This is a genomic window from Streptomyces sp. PA03-5A, assembly GCF_033792725.1.
Classification (GTDB): Bacteria; Actinomycetota; Actinomycetes; order Streptomycetales; family Streptomycetaceae; genus Actinacidiphila.
Genome location: NZ_JARAVL010000011.1, coordinates 1 through 17,700, shown reverse-complemented (window position 1 = coordinate 17,700; position 17,700 = coordinate 1). Strand labels below are relative to the sequence as shown.

Sequence of the window (17,700 nt, the reverse complement as noted above, 5' to 3'; positions counted from 1 at the left end):
GTCTGATCCTGACCGCCTTCGGGCCGTTCGCCGGCAGCCACACCGTGGACTTCGACGAGCTGTCCTCGGCCGGGCTGTTCCTGCTGCACGGCGCGACCGGCGCCGGCAAGACCTCCGTGCTGGACGGGGTGTGCTTCGCCCTGTACGGCGGGGTCCCCGGCAGCCGGCAGGGCAACCGGCTACGCAGCGACCACGCCGGGGAGGACACGCTCACCGAGGTCGTGCTCGACCTGACCGTGGGCGGACGGCGGCTGGAGATCACCCGGCGCCCCGAGCAGCCGCGCCCGAAGAAGCGCGGCACCGGCTACACGATGGAGAAGGCCGTCACCCTGCTGCGCGAGCACACGGCGGGGGAGTGGCGGGCGCTCAGCAAGTCCCACCAGGAGGCCGGCGAGGAGTTGAAGCAGCTCATCGGCATGAGCCGGGAGCAGTTCTGCCAGGTCGTGCTGCTGCCCCAGGGCGAGTTCGCGACCTTCCTGCGGGCCACCGCCACCGACCGGGCCGCCCTGCTCGGCAAGCTCTTCGACACCGGCCGTTTCAAGGCCGTCGAGGAGTGGCTGCGGGCCCGGCGGCGGGCCGCCGAGCAGCGGGTCGCCGCCGGGGACGACGAACTGCAGCGGCTCGCCGAGCGCATGGGCCAGGCCGCCGGGGACGACCCGGAGGCCCTGGTCGGGCCGCTGCCGGAGGGCGTCGCGGCCGGCGACCCGGAACTGGCCCCGCACATCCTGCGCTGGGCGGCCGTGCTGGCCACCACCGCTCACGAACGCGTCGACGTCGCCGACCTCGCCGTGACCGCCGCCGAGGGCGCGCACGAGCAGGCCCAGCGCGAGGCCGAGGCGGTACGCGAACTCGCCGTCCGGCAGCGCCGGCACGCCGCGGCCGAGCGCCGCGCCCGTGACATGGCCGGCGAGCGCGAGACCCGCGCCCGCGAACAGCGGCTGCTGGAGACGGCGGAGCGGGCCGCGACCGTGGTGCCCGCCCTGGAACTGCGCGAGCGGGCCGCCGCCCGGCAGGCCCGTGCGGCCGTCGAGGAGCGCACCGCCCGCGCGGGCCTGCCCGCCGAGCAGTACGAGGCGGGCGCCGAACAGCTCGCGGAGTACGAGAACCGGCTCCGCGAGGAGCTGGGCGGCCTCGCCGACGCCGGCCGGGCCGAGCAGCGCGCCGCCGAACTGGCCCACGACCGAGGGCGGGTGGAGCGCGAGGCCGCCGAGGACGAGCGGCTGATCGCCGACACGGCCGCCTGGCTGGACGGCTGGGAGGCCGCACGCCTCGGCCACGAACGCGCCGTCGACACCGCTCAGTCCGCCGCCACCCGCGCCGCCGAACTCTCCGGCGCCGTCGACCGGGCCCGCCGCCGCCTCGACGCCGCCCGCGAACGCGACACCCACGCCACCGCGCTGCTCGCCGCGCAGGACCGGCTGCGCGCCGCACGCGACGCCGCCGCCGACGCCCGCGACCACTGGCAGGACGTGCGCGAGGCCCGCATCAACGGCATCGCCGCCGAACTGGCCGCGCAGCTCAGCCCCGGTGAGGGCTGCCTGGTCTGCGGCGCCACCGAGCACCCGCACCCCGCCCGCCCCACCGGCCGCCAGGTGGGCCGCGCCGACGAGGAGGCCGCGCAGGAGGCCCAGCAGCGGGCCGCCGCCATCCGGGACACCGCGCAGGACCAGGTCGTACGCCTCACCGCGGCCCACGACGCGGCCCTCGCCGCCGCGGGACCGGAGCCGCAGCCCGAACTCGCCGCCGCGCACGCCGCGCTGGAAGAGGAGTACCGGGCCGCCGTGCGGGCCGCCGCGCGGGCCCCCGAGGCGCGCCAGGCGCTCGACCGGGCCCTCGCGGAGCACGCCCGCCGCTCCGCGGACCGCAACGAGGCCGAGAACCGGCTCGCTTCCCTCACCACCCGCCGGGAGCTCCTCGACCAGGAGGACTCCGAGCTCACCGCCCGGCTGGCGCGGGCCCGCGGCCCGTACGCCACCGTCGCCGAGCGCCGCGCCCGGCTCGCGGCGGACGCCGAGCGCGCCGCCACCGCGGCCGGGGCGGCCCGCGCCGGGCAGGACTGCGCCCGCGCGCTGAAGGAGGCGGACTCCGACCTGGCCGACGCCGCCTACAAGGCCGGTTTCCCCACGCCCGAGGCGGCGGCCGCCGCCGTACAGCCGGAGACGGAACTGCGGCGGCTGCGGCAACGGGCGGAGGAGTGGCGCCGCGAGGAGGCCGCGGTCACTGCCGAACTCACCGCTCTCGACCTGGCCGAGGCCGCCGCGCTGCCCCCGGCCGACCCCGACGCGGCCCGGCGGGCCGTCGAGACCGCCACCGTACGGCTGCGCGGGGCCGCCGCCCGCCAGTCCGCCGCGCACACGACCCGCGACGCCCTCGACCGGCTGCGGGCCGAGGCGCTGCGCGGTACCAGGGCGCTCGCCCCGGCCCGTGAGGAGTACGCGCGGCTGCGACGCCTGGCGGACCTGGCCACCGGCGCCGGCGAGAACACGCTGCGCATGGAACTGGAGACCTACGTGCTGGCCGCCCGGCTGGAACAGGTCGCGGCCGCGGCCAGCGTCCGGCTGCACCGGATGTCCTCCGGGCGCTACACCCTCGTCCACACCGACGCCCGTGCCTCACGCAACGTCAAGTCGGGCCTGGGGCTGATGGTCGTGGACTCCTGGACGGGCACCGAGCGCGACACCGCCACGCTCTCCGGCGGCGAGACCTTCTTCGCCTCCCTCGCCCTCGCCCTCGGTCTCGCGGACGTCGTCACGGACGAGTCGGGCGGCGCCCGCCTCGACACGCTCTTCGTCGACGAGGGTTTCGGCAGCCTCGACGAGCAGACCCTGGACGAGGTGCTGGACGTCCTCGACGGGCTGCGCGAACGGGACCGCGCCGTCGGCATCGTCAGCCACGTGGCCGAGCTCCGGCAGCGCGTCCCCGCCCAGTTGCAGGTGGTCAAGGGGCAGCGGGGGTCAGCCCTCCGCCACCGCACGGCGGGCGAGCGGTGACGAGTAGACGACGCTCGTCGTCACCGAGCCGAGGCCCGAGACGCGGCCGGTGATCTCCTCCAGGTGACGCATCGAGCGGGCGGTGACCTTCATGATGAAGCAGTCGTCGCCCGTCACATGGTGGGCCTCCAGGATCTCCGGGGTCGACTCCAGCAGATCGTGGAACGGCTTGTAGTTGCCGTGCGGGTAGCGCAGCCGGACGAACGCCATGATCGGGCGGCCGATCCGCTCCAGGTCCACGACGGCCGTGTACGCCGCGATCACCCCCGCCTCCTCCAGCCGGCGGACCCGCTCGGTCACCGCGCTCGGTGACATCGACACGGCACGCGCCAGTTCTGCGTAGCTGGCCCGGCCGTCGCGCTGCAGGGCGTCCAGGATGCGCCAGTCGGTGGCGTCGAGGGAATCCACGGTCATTCCCCTTGAGTACCAGTGGTTTCCCCGGTCGGGCAAGACGGACGCCGGGGAACGACCCTTCAGGCGGGCGTCGGCGGCTCGTAGATTTACCGCCATGACGACACAGACCGCCGCCTCCGCCTCCACCTCTGCCTCCACCTCTGCCTCCGCTCCGGCCGGCAACCCCGTGCTGCGCGTCCCGCCCGCCGCTCCGGCCGACGCCGCCGCGTACTTCGCCGCGAGCCTCGCCTTCCACGCCGACGTGTCCGACGTCGCGGCCGCCCTCGCCACGGCGGCGGAGAGCGGCACCGGACCCGGCTTCGTCGTCGTCGACTCCCGTTCCACCCAGGCCTGGGAGCAGGGCCACGTCCACGGAGCCGTCCACCTGCCCACCGCGGACGTCCCCCGGCTCGCCGCGGCCTTCCTCGACCGCGACGTGCCCGTCGTCGTGTACTGCTGGGGGCCCGGCTGCAACGGCGCCGCCCGCGCCGCGCACGCCCTGGCGAGCCTGGGCTACCAGGTCAAGGAGATGCTCGGCGGCATGGAGTACTGGATCCGCGAGGGCTTCGCCCACGAGACGGCAGACGGCACCTCACGGCGTCCGGCCGACCCGCTGACCGCGCCCGTGGGCGCCGACGACTGCGGTTGCTGAGGCCGCCGCGCGGCGGCCTCAGCGGACCACGGAGACGGCCGGGCGCAGGAACCGGCGGTCCCGCGGACCCCACCCGGCGAGCGGCGCCGCGGCCCGCAGGACGACGTCCAGCGCGGCGTCGGCGTCGCACGCGTAGTGCCCGCTCGCCCAGGCGGCGTTGGCCTCGACCACCGCCCACCCGTCCGCGGTCCTGCCGACGTCGACCACGACCGCGCCGGGCAGTTCCGGCACGCCGGGTGCGAACAGCCGTCGGGCGAAGTCCCGCACCTCGCCGGCCGCCGGGTCGCCGTCCAGGGGCGCCACGTCCAGGCCGCCGCGGGTCGCGTAGCGGCTGCCCGTGACGACCTCGCCGTCCAGCAGGAACAGCCGGTACTCGACGGCGAACGCCACGATGTCGCTCACCAGCACGGGGGCGTCGTCGTCCACCGCGTCCGGACCGGGCAGGCCGCTGCCGTCGGGGTACACACGGGCCGGGAAGCTCTTGTCGTTCGGCGGCTTCACGAAGGCGGGCCGGCGCAGCCCGCGGGCCTCCGCCAGGGTCGTGAACTCGATCCGCCGCCCCACGAGTTCGCACGGCAGCCGGGCCAGCCAGTCCTCGTCGGCCTCCAGCAGCCCCAGGCCCAGGTCCGCCGCCACCGCGTCCGCGAAGAGCGGCCCCGCGTACAGCGACGGGCCCACGGCGTCGAGCGCGTACTGCGGCACCCGCCACGTGGGGAGGGTACGCGTCGCCATGCCGCGCCGGTGGGCGGCCGCGGCGAGCGCATGGCCGGTGGCGGTCACGCGCGGCGAGAGGAAGAGGGTCCGGGACGGGTGCACGGTGTTCACGGTCAACGATGGTGGCGCACCCGGCGGGTGCCGCGACAGCGCATTACGCCGTCACACCACCCCGGCCGGCCGCAGCTCGTACGCCCACTGGGCGTCCCGGTCCGCGACCCGCCCGAAACCGGCCCGCTCCAGCACCCGTTGCGAGGCGCGGTTGCCCGGATCCGTGGTCGCCAGCACGGTGCGCACCTCGGCACGGCTCAGCGCCCACCGGGACAGCACCAGTACGGCGTCCGTCGCCCAGCCCACGCCGCGCGCGGACTCCGACAGGTCGTAGCCGATCTCCACCAGGCCGTCGACGGCGGAGGGCGGGCCGTGGAAGCCGATGCCGCCGAGCGCGAGGCCGTCGTCCGTCCGCTGGATCACGAACAGCCCCCACCCCGGGGCGTACACCGCGGCGGCCGCCGCGATCGTCATCATCCCGGCCGCGATGATCGTGCCCTCGCCCGGCCCGCCGTCGATCCACTCCAGCCCGGCCGGCTTGCCGTCGGCCAACTGCGCCGCTTCCTCCGGCAGTTGCTCCCTCAGCACCACCCGCCCGTGCGTCAGCACCAGGCGGCCGTCTTCCCGCGCAGCATTCGGAATCATCCGCGTGACACCCCCATGCGACTCACCCTATCCACCCCCGCCGCTCCCCGCGGGCGGGTCCCGCGCCGGGGCGGGCATCGCGGGCAGGCACCGGGCGGCGGCGTGCCCCGCGGGAAATCTGCGGGCTGCCGACGGTCCGGCGTGGCAGGATCGGTGCCGCTCAGGGGAGGGATGCGCATGGGGCTCGACTACACCTACGAGATCGTCCTGCCGGGCAGGAACGTCGCCGCCGCGCTGGCGGAGCTGGTGCAGCTGGCGCCGCCGGCCTCGCAGGTGCCGCCGCTGACGGTCACCCTGCCTGGCGGGGAGGGCATCGTCGTCCCCTTCACGTCCCATTTCCGGAGCGAGCCGGTGGACTGCTCCGGGAGCGGCACGCTGGGGCTCGACACTTCGATCATGTTCGGGGTGGACGACGCCGTGCGCGCGTTCCTGGAGGACCGGGACCCCGAGCCCGACGCGCTCGGGAGGGTCCCGATCGGCTACGTCTACCTGACGGTCCGGTTCGCGCCCGCGCTCCACCCCCACTACGCGACGCTGGAGTTCACGGCGGCGACCACCCGGATGAGCCTGATGTTCGAGCGGTCCGCGAGCGTCCGGTCGGTGTTCACCGGCCTCACGGCCGCAGCCGGGGGAGTGTGCTGCCTGCTCGACACCGAGACCGGCATCCACCGGATGGACTGGCTGAACGGCCGGCCGGTGCGGGAGACGGTCCCCGGCCCCCGCTTCGCCGACTACCGGGCGCTCGTGGCGGCCTGGCCCGACCCGGAGCGGTGAAGGGGCGGCGTACGGTGTCCTCCCCCGGGCCGGCCCCGGGGGAGGACGGGTGACCGCTAGAGCTTCGAGAGCTCGTCGACGAGGTCGTCCAGGCCCAGGGAGCCCTGCGACAGCGCGGCCATGTGCCAGGCCTTGGGGTCGAAGGAGTCACCGTGGGCCTTGCGGGCGGCCTCGCGCCCGGCGAGCCAGGCGCGCTCGCCCAGCTTGTAGCCGATGGCCTGCCCCGGCATGCCGAGGTAGCGGATGATCTCGCTGTCGAGCATGGCGTCGCTGAGCCCGTTGAAGCGCCCGAAGAATTCACGCCCCAGCTCCGGCGTCCAGGTCTCGCCCGGACGGTACGGGCTGTCCTGCGGGATCTCCAGCTCCAGGTGCATGCCGATGTCCAGGATGACGCGGGTGGCCCGCAGCATCTGCGCGTTGAGGTAGCCCAGCCGGCGCCCCGCGTCCGTCAGGAAGCCGAGTTCGTCCATGAGGCGCTCGGCGTACAGGGCCCAGCCCTCCGCGTTGGCGCTGACCTGGCCGAGGGTCGCCTGGTAGCGGCTGAGCCGGTCCGCGACGTACACCCACTGCGCGAGCTGCAGGTGGTGGCCGGGGACGCCCTCGTGGTACCAGGTGCTGACCAGGTCCCAGACGGGGAACCGCTCGCGGCCCAGGGTGGGCAGCCAGGTGCGGCCCGGCCGGGAGAAGTCCAGGGAGGGGGCCGTGTAGTACGGCGCGGCGGCGCTGCCGGGCGGGGCGATGCGGGACTCGACGTGCTTGACGGGCTCGGCCAGGTCGAAGTGGGTGCCGTCGAGCGCGGCCATGGCCTCGTCCATCAGGCCCTGCAGCCAGTCGCGGACCTCGTCGACGCCCTCGACGGCCTCGCCGGCCTCGTCCAGGTGGGCCAGCGCCTCCAGCGGGGTGGAGCCGGGCAGCACCTTCTCCGCCTCGACGCGCATCTCGGCGTCGAGGCGCCGGAATTCCTCCCAGCCCCAGGCGTACGCCTCGTCCAGGTCGAGGTCGGAGCCGGTCCAGTAGCGGGCCCAGCGGGCGTACCGCTCGCGGCCGACGGCGTCCGGGGTGCCCTCGACGGCGGGGGCGTAGGTGTCGCGCAGCCAGTCGCGCAGGCCGGCGACGGCCGCGGTGGCGTCGGCGGCACCGCCGTCCAGCTCGGACCGCAGGGCCTGCGGGCCCTCCTTCACGAACTGCGCGAACCAGCTCGCTCCTGCGTCCTCGCCCAGCCACTCGCCGAGCTGCTCGATGACCGTGGCGACCTGGCGCGGCCCGGCCGGCAGCTTGCGGGCGACGCCCTCCTCCAGGGAGGCCCGGTAGCCCGCCAGGGACTCCGGGACCGCGCGCAGCCGGGCGGCGACGGCGGCCCAGTCCTCGTCGGTCCCGGTCGGCATCAGCATGAAGACGCCGCGCACCGAGTGGACGGGGGAGTGCAGGTTGCTCACGGCCCGCAGGCCCTCACCCGCCTCGTGCACGGCCAGCTCGGCGGTGAGCCGCTCGCGCAGCAGCCGGGCGCAGCGGCGCTCGTCGTCGTCCGTCGCCTCGGCCGCGTCGACGTCGGCCAGGGTGCGGCGGGCGAGCTCGGCCTGGGCCTCCAAGCCGGCGGGGCTGAAGTCGGGGAGCCGGTCCTGACCGGTCCGCACCCCCAGGTACGTGGCGGTGATGGGGTCGAGTTCGGTGACCGCGTCGACGTACGCGTCGGCGATCTGGCGGGGCAGCGCACTGCCGGTGGTGTCGGGCATGGTCACATCCTGGTACGGAGCGGCCTGCTCCGTCATCACCATTGACGATCATATTCCTGACGTGGGCGGGAGCAGCGGGCCGCAGTCCCAGTGCTGGAAGATCAACCGGGTCTCCACGCGCGCGACTTCGGGCCGCGAGGTGAACTCGTCGACGACCAGCCGCTGGAGGTCGCCGGTGCTCGCCACGGCGACGTGGACGAGGTAGTCGTCGGGCCCGGTGAGGTGGAACAGCGCCCGGGACTCGGGCAGTGCCCGCACCCGCTCGACGAACGGGCCGATCAGCTCCCGGCGGTGCGGCCGCACCTGCACCGCCAGCAGTGCCTCCAGCGGCCGCCCGAGCCGGGCCGGGTCGACCCGCAGCTCATGGCCGAGGATCACCCCGGTGCGGCGCAGCCGGCCGACCCGGTCCAGGCAGGTGGACGGGGCCACGCCCACGGCCGCGGCGAGGTCCTTGTACGTCGTCCGTGCGTCGTTCTGCAGGAGCCGCAGAATCTCGAGGTCGACCGGATCCAGAAGCACAGAATCGGACATCGGCCGAAGTTAACACGGGCCCTCCCCGCTACGGACCGGTAGCTGTTCAGCATCGGGCCATGGACACGACAGCATCGGCGCCCACCCGCGCCCTCGCCACCGAGGCCGTGCACGCCGGCCGCGAAGACCTCGCGGACCTCGGCCTGCACGCCGTTCCCCTGGACCTGTCCACCACCTACCCCTCGCGGGACAGCCGCGCCGAGGCCGCCCGGCTGGACGACTTCGCCGTGACCGGTGCCGCGCTGACCGGCCCGCCGGTCTACTCCCGGCTCGACAACCCCACCGTCGCCCGCTTCGAGGCGGCGCTGGCCCGGCTGGAGGGCGCCGAGGCCGCGGTGGCCTTCGCCAGCGGCATGGCCGCCCTCACCGCCACCCTGCTGGCCCGCGCCTCCATGGGGCTGCGCCACGTGGTGGCCGTCCGCCCGCTGTACGGCTGCAGCGACCACCTCCTGACCGGGGGCCTGATCGGCACCGAGGTGACCTGGACCGACCCGGCCGGGATCGCCGACGCCATCCGCCCCGACACCGGCCTGGTGATCGTGGAGACCCCCGCCAACCCGACGCTGGCCGAGGTCGACCTGCGGGCCGTCGCCCACTCCTGCGGCGAGGTGCCGCTGCTGGTCGACAACACCTTCGCCACGCCCGTCCTGCAGCGCCCGCTGGAGAGCGGCGCCAGGATCGTGCTGCACAGCGCCACCAAGTACCTGGGCGGCCACGGCGACGTCCTGGGCGGGGTCATCGCCTGTGACGAGGAGTTCGCCCGCGTGCTGCGCAAGGTGCGCTTCGCCACCGGAGGGGTGCTGCACCCCCTGGCGGGCTACCTGCTGCTGCGCGGGCTGTCCACGCTGCCGGTCCGGGTGAAGGCCGCCTCGGCGACGGCGGCCGCGCTGGCCGAGCGGCTGGCCGCCGACCCGCGGGTGGCGAAGGTGCACTACCCGCGGATCGGCGGCGCCATGGTCGCGTTCGAGGTCCAGGGCGACCCGCACGAGGTGATCGCCGGGGTCCGGCTGATCACCCCGGCGGTCAGCCTCGGGAGCGTCGACACCCTCATCCAGCACCCGGCCTCGATCAGCCACCGCATCGTCGACGAGGGCGACCGCCACAGCTCGGGCGTCAGCGACCGGCTGCTGCGGCTGTCCGTCGGCCTGGAGGACGTCGAGGACCTGTGGGAGGACCTCGACATCGCGCTCAGCGCAGCGACGCGCTCGCGCCGGCCGGTGACAGCGTCGCGGTGATGACCAGCGTGCCGTCCTCGACCTGGTAGTCCAGCGGCAGACCCAGGCGGCGCATCGTCGCGACCATCCCGGTGTTGGTCGCCCGGGTCACCGCGTAGACGCTCTCGCACCCCGCGTCGACGGCCTGGGAGACCAGGCGGCGCAGCAGCTCCAGGCCGATGCCGCGGCGCTGCCAGGCGTCCTCGACCAGCAGGGCGACCTCGGTCTCGTCGCCGTCCCACAGCAGGTGGCCGAGGGCGACGAGCCGGCCGGAGACGGTCTGCACGGCGAGGGTCTGCCCGAAGCGGGGGCTGAGCAGGTGGGTCAGATAGCGGTCCACGTCCGCGACCGGCCCGTGGTAACGGCGCGTCAGGGTCCTGGCGGAGCAGCGCTCGTGGAGCTCGCGGGCGGCCTCGAGGTCCTCGGGGCCCGCCCGGCGGATGGTGATCTCGTTGCCCTCGGGGAGGGTGAGCACCGCACGGTCCTCCGGGACCCTGGTGCCCAGGTGCGCGTCGAGCTCGACGAGCGCGCGGGCGCGGGCGAACTCGGTCGGGGTGAACGGGAGGTAGGCGCGTTCCACGGTGAGGGTGCCTCCGGCCGGATCGCGCAGCCGCATGATGGTGCCCTCCAGGGTGTCCTCGGTGTCCTCGGTGTCCTCGGTTCCCTCGGCGGGATCGGGGCCGGCCGTACCGGGCGGGGTGGAGCTTATCGTGCAGCGGCCGAACAACTGGCGTAGTGCCAGGGGCAGTTCGGCGGCGTCCATGGCGGTGCGGGTGGCGAGGTTCAGCACCCGGGTCGGGGTGTCGACCAGGTCGTGGGCGTCGGCCCGCTCGATCCAGGTGTCGCGCCCGCCTCCGCCCCCCACGGTCCGCGTCAGGTCGCCCGGGGCGAGTGCGGCCGGGGCGCGGACCAGGAACTCGTCCACGGTGCCCTCGGCCAGCGGGTGCGTCTGGAGCGTGAGGATGTCCACGCCGCGCCCCGCCAGCGCCGTGCAGAGGGTGGCGAGGCTGCCCGGCGTGTCGTGCACGGTGGTGCGCACCCGCCACAACGTCGTCCGCGGGTCGGGTCCGCCCACGGCGGAGCTTTCCCCCGGCTCCGTCGTACGGCTCCCGCTGTGGCTCCCGGCTGTCGGCGGTGAGTGACCGTGATGGCGTGCCCACCATGTGTGGAAGCCGGCCGTGGCGACGAGCGCGGCGGCCGACAGGCACAGCAGGGCCGGGCCGTCGGGGGCGTGCCCGACGAGATTGGCGATGAGGTCGGCGGTGGCCACGGCCACGAAGAGCGCGGCGAGTTCGATCACGTCGCGGCGCCAGTGGTGCCGCCGGGCCGCGAAGGCGGCGGGGGCGGTTGTGGCGGAAGTCAGTTCTCGCATGCAAACACCATGCCGAACTCGTGTTGCGTGATCACGAACGCGTTGTGACCGACGGGTAAAGGGTGTTCCATGTCGGTTAACTCCCCCTTTCAACAATTCCGTCCTGCGACAATCTGCGTAGGCACCGGCCGTAGCGCCGCGCGATGCCACGCTGAGTGACGCGTCCCAGGGGGCCCAGTAGACGCACCAACCACGCCCCCGGTCCACTGAAGGCCGTGACATCCAGCCACACGGACCCGTCGGGCGCGAGGCTCACCACGAACGACTCCTCGCCGCGTTCCGGGTGGCCGGGGAGCGTCCCGTAGGCGAACCCCACGCGCTCCGCGCCGTGTTCCGCCCACACCACCTCGCACGGCGCGCGCAGCGGGCCGATCCGCAGGGACACACGTACCCCCGGCGCCGCGTCCGGGGTGCCGGCGGGCACCCGCAGTCCGGTCGCCCGGTGCATCCGCCACCCCATCAGCGCCCGCCCGGCCGCGGCCAGCACCTGGGGGCCCTCGCCGAGCCGGATCCGCTCGTGCAGGTGGTGGAACCCCGGCGGCGTGGGCCCGCCGGTCCGTGTCACCCCGACCTGCTCATAGGTGAAACCACCCGTCACGGCGCCGTCCTTCCTGTTCTCAGGAGCCCGCGGAGCACCCTCCCCGCTCGCTCCACGAGGTCTCGAAATCGCCGTATTGCCCCGACGATTTGCACATGCTAAGCCCCCGGGGCGCCGCCCGCCCGCCGGTAGGTGCAGACGTTGACGCCCTTGTCGCTGGTGACCGTGGAGACCAGTGCGAAGGTGCGCAGTCCGCCGTCCTCGGGGAAGAGCGACTTGCCGCCGCCGAGGAGCACGGGCATGACCATGAGGCGGAGTTCGTCGACCAGGTCCTCGCTCAGCAGGGTGCGCGCGAGCGTCGGGCTGCCCATGACCACGACGTCGCCGCCGGGGGCCTCCCGCAGCTCCTTGATCCGGGCCACGGCCTCCCCGCCGGGGATGCGGGTGGTGTTGTGCCAGGTCAGCTCGGAGTCGCCGAGCGTGGCGGACACGACGTACTTCGGGAGCGCGTTCATCCGGTCCGCGAAGGGGTCACCGGCCCGCTCGGGCCACGCGCCGGCCATCGCCGCCCACGTGCGGCGCCCGTACAGCAGCGCGTCGGCCTTGCCGACCGCCTCGTCGAAGGCGCCGCCCACGACCTCCGGGTCGAAGAAGGGGTGCGTCCAACCGCCGTTGGCGAAGCCGCCGTCGGTGTCCTCGTCCGGTCCGCCCGGCGCCTGCACCACGCCGTCGAGGCTGATGAATTCGGTGATCACGATGCGCATGGGACTCGCTCCTCGTCTTCGTCGTCACTCGCCGCCGTCACGGCAAGGGAGACCGTTGCGCTGCCCCGACATCATCGCGCCGAGGAGGCGAGGCGAGGTGACCTGGACCACATCCCTGCGGATCGTGATGGAATCCGACCGCCGCCGACCGGCCGTGAGCGCCTGGACGATGCCCGTGCCGCGTGACCCGGGGAGGTACTGATCCGTCCCTTCGGGAAGGCCGGACGTCCCCTTGGTGCAGAGGGTCTCGTCCCCCGCTTCAGCGGGACGAGGTCTTCGTGCAGGGTCGGCGATCGAGCGCACGGGGCGTCTTCGGCCCGGTGCGATCTCCGGTGGACCCGCGGTCATCGGCGGCGCGGGCGCCGCCCTGTGCGGGAGGGGGGAGTGGCCCGGGGATCCGCAGGGCTGCGGGATGTCGTGGGGGCCGCGACCGGCCGGCGCCCGGCGGCGTGCTCGCACCGCCGGGCGCCGGCCCGTCGCCGCCCCCGCTGCCGTCGGTGGCTACTGTCCGACCAGCCCCGCCCGGAGCACCTTCGTGAACAGCACCGAGCCGTCCTGCTCCCGCAGCCGCACCGTCATGTCCCCGGAGTGGCCGTCGATGTCGACCTGCCCGAAGAACTGGTAGCCCTCGGCGGGCGAGACGTTCGAGGCCGTCGGGGCCTTCACGAAGACCCGCTCCGGGCCGAAGGTGCCGTCCAGCGCGCTCGCCGGGAAGGCACCCGCGTTCAGCGGACCGGAGACGAACTCCCAGAACGGCTCGAAGTCCGTGAACGCCGCGCGGGAGGGCTGGTAGTGCTGCGCCGAGGTGTGGTGGACGTCGGCGGTCAGCCACACCGTGCCCGTGATCCTGCGGTGCTTGACGAACCGCAGCAGTTCGGCGATCTGCAGCTCGCGGCCGAGCGGCGCGCCGGGGTCGCCCTGCGCGACGGCCTCGATGTTCGGCCGGCCCTCCGTGGTGTCGGGCACCACCAGCCCGAGCGGCATGTCGGCGGCGATCACCTTCCACACCGCACGCGACCGCGACAGCTCCCGCTTCAGCCACTCCAACTGCTCGCGGCCGAGGATGCCCTGCGGGTCGTGGGCCTGGTCGTCGGGGGAGTTGGAGTTGCGGTACGTGCGCATGTCGAGGACGAAGACGTCCAGCAGGGGGCCCTGCCGCAGCACTCGGTACACCCGGCCGGCGCCGTCCGGCCGCAGCGAGGAGAGGGGGAAGTACTCGGCGAACGCCCGCCGCGCCCGGGCCGCGAGGACGTCCACGCTCTTCTCGGTGTAGCGCGGGTCCGAGGCGGCGATCACCTCGCCGGGGTACCAGTTGTTGCGGACCTCGTGGTCGTCCCACTGGATGACCGACGGCACCCGGGCGTTGAAGCGCCGCAGGTTCTCGTCGAGCAGGTTGTAGCGGAAGTTGCCGCGGAACTCGGCCAGCGTCTCGGCGACCTTGGACTTCTCCTCCGTGGTGACGTTGCGGTAGGCGCTGCCGTCGGGGAGGGCCTGGGTCGCCGCGATCGGGCCGTCGGCGTAGATGTTGTCACCGCTGCACAGGAAGAAGTCCGGGTCCACCGCGCCCATCGCGTCGAAGATGCGGTAGCCGCCGATGTCGGGGTTGATGCCCCAGCCCTGCCCGGCCAGGTCGCCCGACCACACGAAGCGCACCCCGCCGTGCCGTGCGTCCGGCGCCGTGCGGAAGGTCCCCGTCACCGGCGCGCCGGTGCGGCGCGGGTCGTCGGGGTCGGCCAGCAGCACCCGGTAGTGGACCTGCTCACCGGACGGCAGGCCATGCAGCCGGGTCACCCCGGTGAAGTCGGTGCCGGGGCCGACCACCGGGCCGTGGAAGCGCCGGGTGTGCCGGAACGACCCGGTCGCCGAGGTCTCCACCACCATCCGCGCCGGCCGGTCCGCGCGCACCCACACCAGGCCGCCCGACGCGGTGACGTCGCCGGTCTGCACCCCCGACGTCGCCGCCGGCCTCCCCGACAGGGCCAGCGCGGGCGCGGCCGCCGCGGGCACCAGCAGCGCCCCGGAGGCCGCCAGCCCGCCCCTCAGCACCGACCGCCGCCCGACCGTGCTCCCGGATCCGTCCGCCATCCCGACCTCCCACGTCGCAGCCGCGCACGCCGGAATGCGTCCGCCCCACGTTCCTACTCGCGCCGCGTGCCGTCGATCCGAACGCCCAGTGAACAACCGCCCCGCGCCGTACGGCGGCGCCCACCCGCTCCGTGCGCCCCCACGTGAGTCGCGTGCGGCGAAACCCCCTGGTAACCACGGGCTCCGCCGCCATACGATGTCCCGAATCCGGCGGCCGCGATCACCCGATCGCCCTACCCGCGCCCCGTCCTCCCTCCCCGGGAACGCACCGGCGCCCCCACGATGACTGCAGATCAGACACCGCACGCCTTCCAGGTCGACCTGCGCGGCCTGGTGGACCTCCTCTCCCACCACCTCTACTCCAGCCCCAAGGTCTACCTGCGCGAACTGCTGCAGAACGGCGTCGACGCGATCACCGCCCGCCGGGCCGAACAGCCCGACGCCCCCGCCCGGGTGCTCCTGCACGCCGAGGGCGGCCGGCTGCGCGTGACGGACACCGGCGTCGGCCTCACCGAGTCCGACGTGCACGAGCTGCTCGCCACCATCGGACGCAGCTCCAAGCGCGACGGGCTGGAGAGCGCCCGCTCGGAGTTCCTCGGCCAGTTCGGCATCGGGCTGCTCGCCTGCTTCGTCGTCGCAGCGGAGATCCGCGTCGTCAGCCGGTCCGCCCGTACCCCGGACGCCCCGCCGGTCGAGTGGACCGCCCGTGACGACGGCTCGTACACCGTCCGCACGCTGCCGCGGCAGGACCACCCCGAGCCCGGTACGACCGTCCACCTGACCGCCCGGCCGGGCGCCGGGGAGTGGCTCGCCGAGGAGCGTGTGCTCGCCCTCGCCAAGGACTTCGGGTCCCTGCTGCCGTACGACGTGCGGGTCGGCGACACGCCCGTCACCGAGCGCCCGCCGGTCTGGGAGCGCCCGCACCCCGGGCAGGCGGCCCGCCGGGTCGCGCTCGCCCGGCACTGCCACGAGCAGTTCGGCTTCACCCCGCTCGACGTCATCGACCTCGACGTCCCCCTCGCGGGCGTGCGCGGCGTCGGCTACGTCCTGCCCGCCGCGGTCAGCCCCGCCCAGCGCGCCGGGCACCGCGTCCACCTCAAGGGCATGCTGCTCACCGACCGGGCCGACGAACTCCTGCCGGAGTGGGCCTTCTTCGTCCGCTGCGTGATCGACACCGACAGTCTGCGTCCCACCGCGTCCCGGGAGAGCCTGTACGCCGACGAGACGCTCGCCGCCGTCCGCGAGGCCCTCGGCGAGCGCATCCGCGGCTGGCTGACCGAACTTGCCGCGGGCGACCGGGAACGGCTCGCCCAGTTCCTCGCCGTCCACCACCTCGGCGTCAAGTCGCTCGCCCGGCACGACGCCGGGATGCTCCGCACGATGCTGCCGTGGCTGCCGTTCGAGACCACCGACGGGCAGCTGTCGCTCGAGGAGTTCGCCCGCCGCCACCCCGTCGTCCACTTCACCCGCACCGTCGAGGAGTACCGGCAGGTCGCCGCGATCGCCTCCGCGCAGGGCATCGGCGTCGTCAACGGCGGCTACACCTACGACGCCGACCTGGTCGAGCTGCTGCCGACCGTGCGTCCCGGCACCGCCGTCGCCGAACTCGACGCGGACACCGTGACCGCGCACCTCGACCCCGTCGACCCTGCCGAGGAACTCGCCCTGTCCGGCTTCCTCGCCGCGGCCCGCGCCAGGCTCGACCCGCTCGGCTGCGACGTGTCGCTGCGCACCTTCCACCCGATCACCGTCCCCGCGCTGCACCTGGACGACCGGGCCGCCCGCCACGAACGCGCCCGCGCCGAGGAGGAGGAGCAGGCCGACGAGCTGTGGGCGGGCATCCTCGGCTCCCTGCGCGGCGGCGCCCCGCGCGCCCGGCTCGTCCTGAACCACCTCAACCCGCTGGTCCGGCGGATCAGCGGGTTCACCGACCCCGAACTCGTCGGCACCGCCGCCGAGGCGCTGTACGGCCAGGCCCTGCTGATGGCCCAGCGCCCGCTGCGCCCCGCCGACTCCGCGCTCCTCAACCGCGCTTTCCTCGGCCTGCTGCAGTGGGCGGCGCAGACCGCCGACAGCCCCGCCGGCAAGCCCGCCGACGCCGAACAGGAGGACGGCCGATGAGCACCCAGGACCCGGCGGCCGAGACCGTACGCCGCGCCCTGCACCACAACCGGGAGGAGCCCGAGGGCCGCGCCCGCAACGCCGGCGCGGAGCGGCTCGTCGCCGAGGCCGAGGCCACCGGGGACACCCCGCTGCTCCTCGAGGCCCTGTTCAACCTCGCCAACGCCTACGCCTACAGCAGCGAGAAGGACAAGTTCTTCGTGCCCTTCGCCCGCCTGCTGCGCATGTGGGACGAGCGGCCCGGGGACTTCGACGGCGCGAACACCCACCACCTGCACTGGATCTTCAAGTGGGTGGCCAACGGCATGCTCGACCAGCCCGACGTCCCGCTCGCCTCCATCGAGAAGTGGCACCGCGAGATGGAGCACCGCTACCGCCTCGCCGGTCACTCCGAACGCGCCGTCCGCCAGGGCGAGTTCCGCATCGCCCGGCACGTCGGTGACACCGCCCGCGCCGAGGCCGCCCACGCCGCATGGCTCGCCGCCGACCGCGACGGCATGGCCGACTGCCACGCCTGCGAACTCCACGGCCAGGGCAGCTGGCAGGTGGAACGCGGCCGTGACGACGAGGCGCTGAGCACCTGGGAGCCGGTCCTGACGGGGCAGTACACCTGCGCCCACGAACCGCACAACGTGCTGGCGTCCTCGCTGCTGCCGCTGGTCCGGCTCGGCCGGCTCGAGGAGGCACGCGCCCACCACCTGCGCGGCCACCGCCTGGTGCGCTCCATGGAGAGCATGCGCGGCGCCGTCTCCTCCCACGTCGAGTTCTGCGCCCTGACCGGCAACGAGGCACGGGCCCTGGAGATCCTCGCCGAGCACCCCGCGTACTTCACCGACACCGGCGACCCCGACACGCTCATGGACCACCTGGTCGTCACCGCGCTCCTGATGCGCCGCCTGCTCGCCCTCGGCCACGCCGACCGCGGCGTCCCCGGCCCGGCCGGCACCGAGTGGACCGCCCGCACGCTGCTCGCCCACGCCGAGCGCGAGGCCGCCGCGGTCGCCGCGCGCTTCGACGCCCGCAACGGCAACGACGCCGTCAGCCGCCGCATGCGCGAGCGCCTCGGCGCCGAGCCCCTCGTGGAGCGGCTCCCGCTGGGCGTCCGGGCCCGGCAGCGCCTGAC

The 17,700-nt window shown here is 74.6% G+C and carries 14 protein-coding genes and 1 pseudogene; 6 read left to right on the top strand and 9 right to left on the bottom strand.

What is annotated here, in order from left to right:
• The first annotated feature begins 2 nt into the window (after positions 1-2).
• A complete protein-coding gene (locus PV410_RS15590; protein ID WP_500324942.1) occupies positions 3-2,990 on the top strand; it encodes an AAA family ATPase in 2,988 nt (995 codons plus the stop codon).
• Here PV410_RS15590 and PV410_RS15585 read toward each other — a convergent pair.
• Entirely contained in the window at positions 2,955-3,404 is a 450-nt protein-coding gene (locus PV410_RS15585) for an Lrp/AsnC family transcriptional regulator (protein WP_500324940.1), read from the bottom strand. The genes PV410_RS15590 and PV410_RS15585 overlap by 36 nt on opposite strands.
• A gap of 94 nt (positions 3,405-3,498) precedes the next feature.
• Between PV410_RS15585 and PV410_RS15580 the strand changes: the two genes are divergently transcribed.
• A complete protein-coding gene (locus tag PV410_RS15580) occupies positions 3,499-4,035 on the top strand; it encodes a rhodanese-like domain-containing protein (protein WP_500324938.1) in 537 nt (178 codons plus the stop codon).
• Positions 4,036-4,053: 18 nt separating this feature from the next.
• Here the strand turns inward: PV410_RS15580 and PV410_RS15575 are convergent, their stop codons facing one another.
• Both PV410_RS15575 and PV410_RS15570 read right to left on the bottom strand, forming a co-directional pair.
• On the bottom strand, positions 4,054-4,860 hold the full coding sequence (locus PV410_RS15575) for an ATP-grasp domain-containing protein (RefSeq protein WP_500324937.1): 807 nt from the start codon (positions 4,858-4,860) through the stop codon (positions 4,054-4,056).
• Positions 4,861-4,911: 51 nt separating this feature from the next.
• A complete protein-coding gene (locus PV410_RS15570) occupies positions 4,912-5,445 on the bottom strand; it encodes a GNAT family N-acetyltransferase (protein ID WP_499510413.1) in 534 nt (177 codons plus the stop codon).
• Between the two features lie 177 nt (positions 5,446-5,622).
• Here PV410_RS15570 and PV410_RS15565 point away from each other — a divergent pair, with 177 nt between their 5' ends.
• Positions 5,623-6,219 carry a hypothetical protein gene (locus PV410_RS15565; RefSeq protein ID WP_500324935.1) on the top strand — a complete coding sequence of 199 codons (597 nt, stop codon included), beginning with the start codon at positions 5,623-5,625 and terminating at the stop codon, positions 6,217-6,219.
• A gap of 56 nt (positions 6,220-6,275) precedes the next feature.
• Here PV410_RS15565 and PV410_RS15560 read toward each other — a convergent pair whose 3' ends face one another.
• Positions 6,276-7,952 carry a DUF885 domain-containing protein gene (locus PV410_RS15560; protein WP_500324933.1) on the bottom strand — a complete coding sequence of 559 codons (1,677 nt, stop codon included), beginning with the start codon at positions 7,950-7,952 and terminating at the stop codon, positions 6,276-6,278.
• 48 nt (positions 7,953-8,000) lie between these two features.
• The gene (locus tag PV410_RS15555) at positions 8,001-8,483 is read right to left on the bottom strand and encodes an Lrp/AsnC family transcriptional regulator (protein ID WP_089224626.1); all 483 of its coding nucleotides are present in this window, start codon (positions 8,481-8,483) and stop codon (positions 8,001-8,003) included.
• A gap of 59 nt (positions 8,484-8,542) precedes the next feature.
• Between PV410_RS15555 and PV410_RS15550 the strand changes: the two genes are divergently transcribed.
• Positions 8,543-9,718, top strand: coding sequence for a trans-sulfuration enzyme family protein (locus tag PV410_RS15550; RefSeq protein ID WP_500324931.1), 1,176 nt, complete (start codon positions 8,543-8,545; stop codon positions 9,716-9,718).
• Here the strand turns inward: PV410_RS15550 and PV410_RS15545 are convergent.
• The 4 genes from PV410_RS15545 to PV410_RS15530 all read right to left on the bottom strand — a co-directional run bounded on the left by PV410_RS15545 (position 9,672) and on the right by PV410_RS15530 (position 14,456).
• On the bottom strand, positions 9,672-11,069 hold the full coding sequence (locus PV410_RS15545) for a GNAT family N-acetyltransferase (RefSeq protein WP_500324929.1): 1,398 nt from the start codon (positions 11,067-11,069) through the stop codon (positions 9,672-9,674). The genes PV410_RS15550 and PV410_RS15545 overlap by 47 nt on opposite strands.
• Positions 11,070-11,145: 76 nt before the next feature.
• The gene (locus tag PV410_RS15540; RefSeq protein WP_500324927.1) at positions 11,146-11,667 is read right to left on the bottom strand and encodes a DUF1990 domain-containing protein; all 522 of its coding nucleotides are present in this window, start codon (positions 11,665-11,667) and stop codon (positions 11,146-11,148) included.
• A gap of 98 nt (positions 11,668-11,765) precedes the next feature.
• A complete protein-coding gene (locus PV410_RS15535; protein ID WP_500324925.1) occupies positions 11,766-12,371 on the bottom strand; it encodes a dihydrofolate reductase family protein in 606 nt (201 codons plus the stop codon).
• Positions 12,372-12,872: 501 nt separating this feature from the next.
• Entirely contained in the window at positions 12,873-14,456 is a 1,584-nt protein-coding gene (locus tag PV410_RS15530; protein WP_500324923.1) for an alkaline phosphatase D family protein, read from the bottom strand.
• Between the two features lie 282 nt (positions 14,457-14,738).
• Between PV410_RS15530 and PV410_RS15525 the strand changes: the two genes are divergently transcribed.
• Both PV410_RS15525 and PV410_RS15520 read left to right on the top strand, forming a co-directional pair.
• Positions 14,739-16,577 (top strand): HSP90 family protein, encoded by a 1,839-nt coding sequence (locus PV410_RS15525; protein ID WP_500324921.1) that lies wholly within the window; start codon positions 14,739-14,741, stop codon positions 16,575-16,577.
• Positions 16,574-17,700 (top strand): annotated as a pseudogene (locus tag PV410_RS15520) (tetratricopeptide repeat protein); the annotation flags it as partial. The gene PV410_RS15525 and the pseudogene PV410_RS15520, both read left to right, overlap by 4 nt.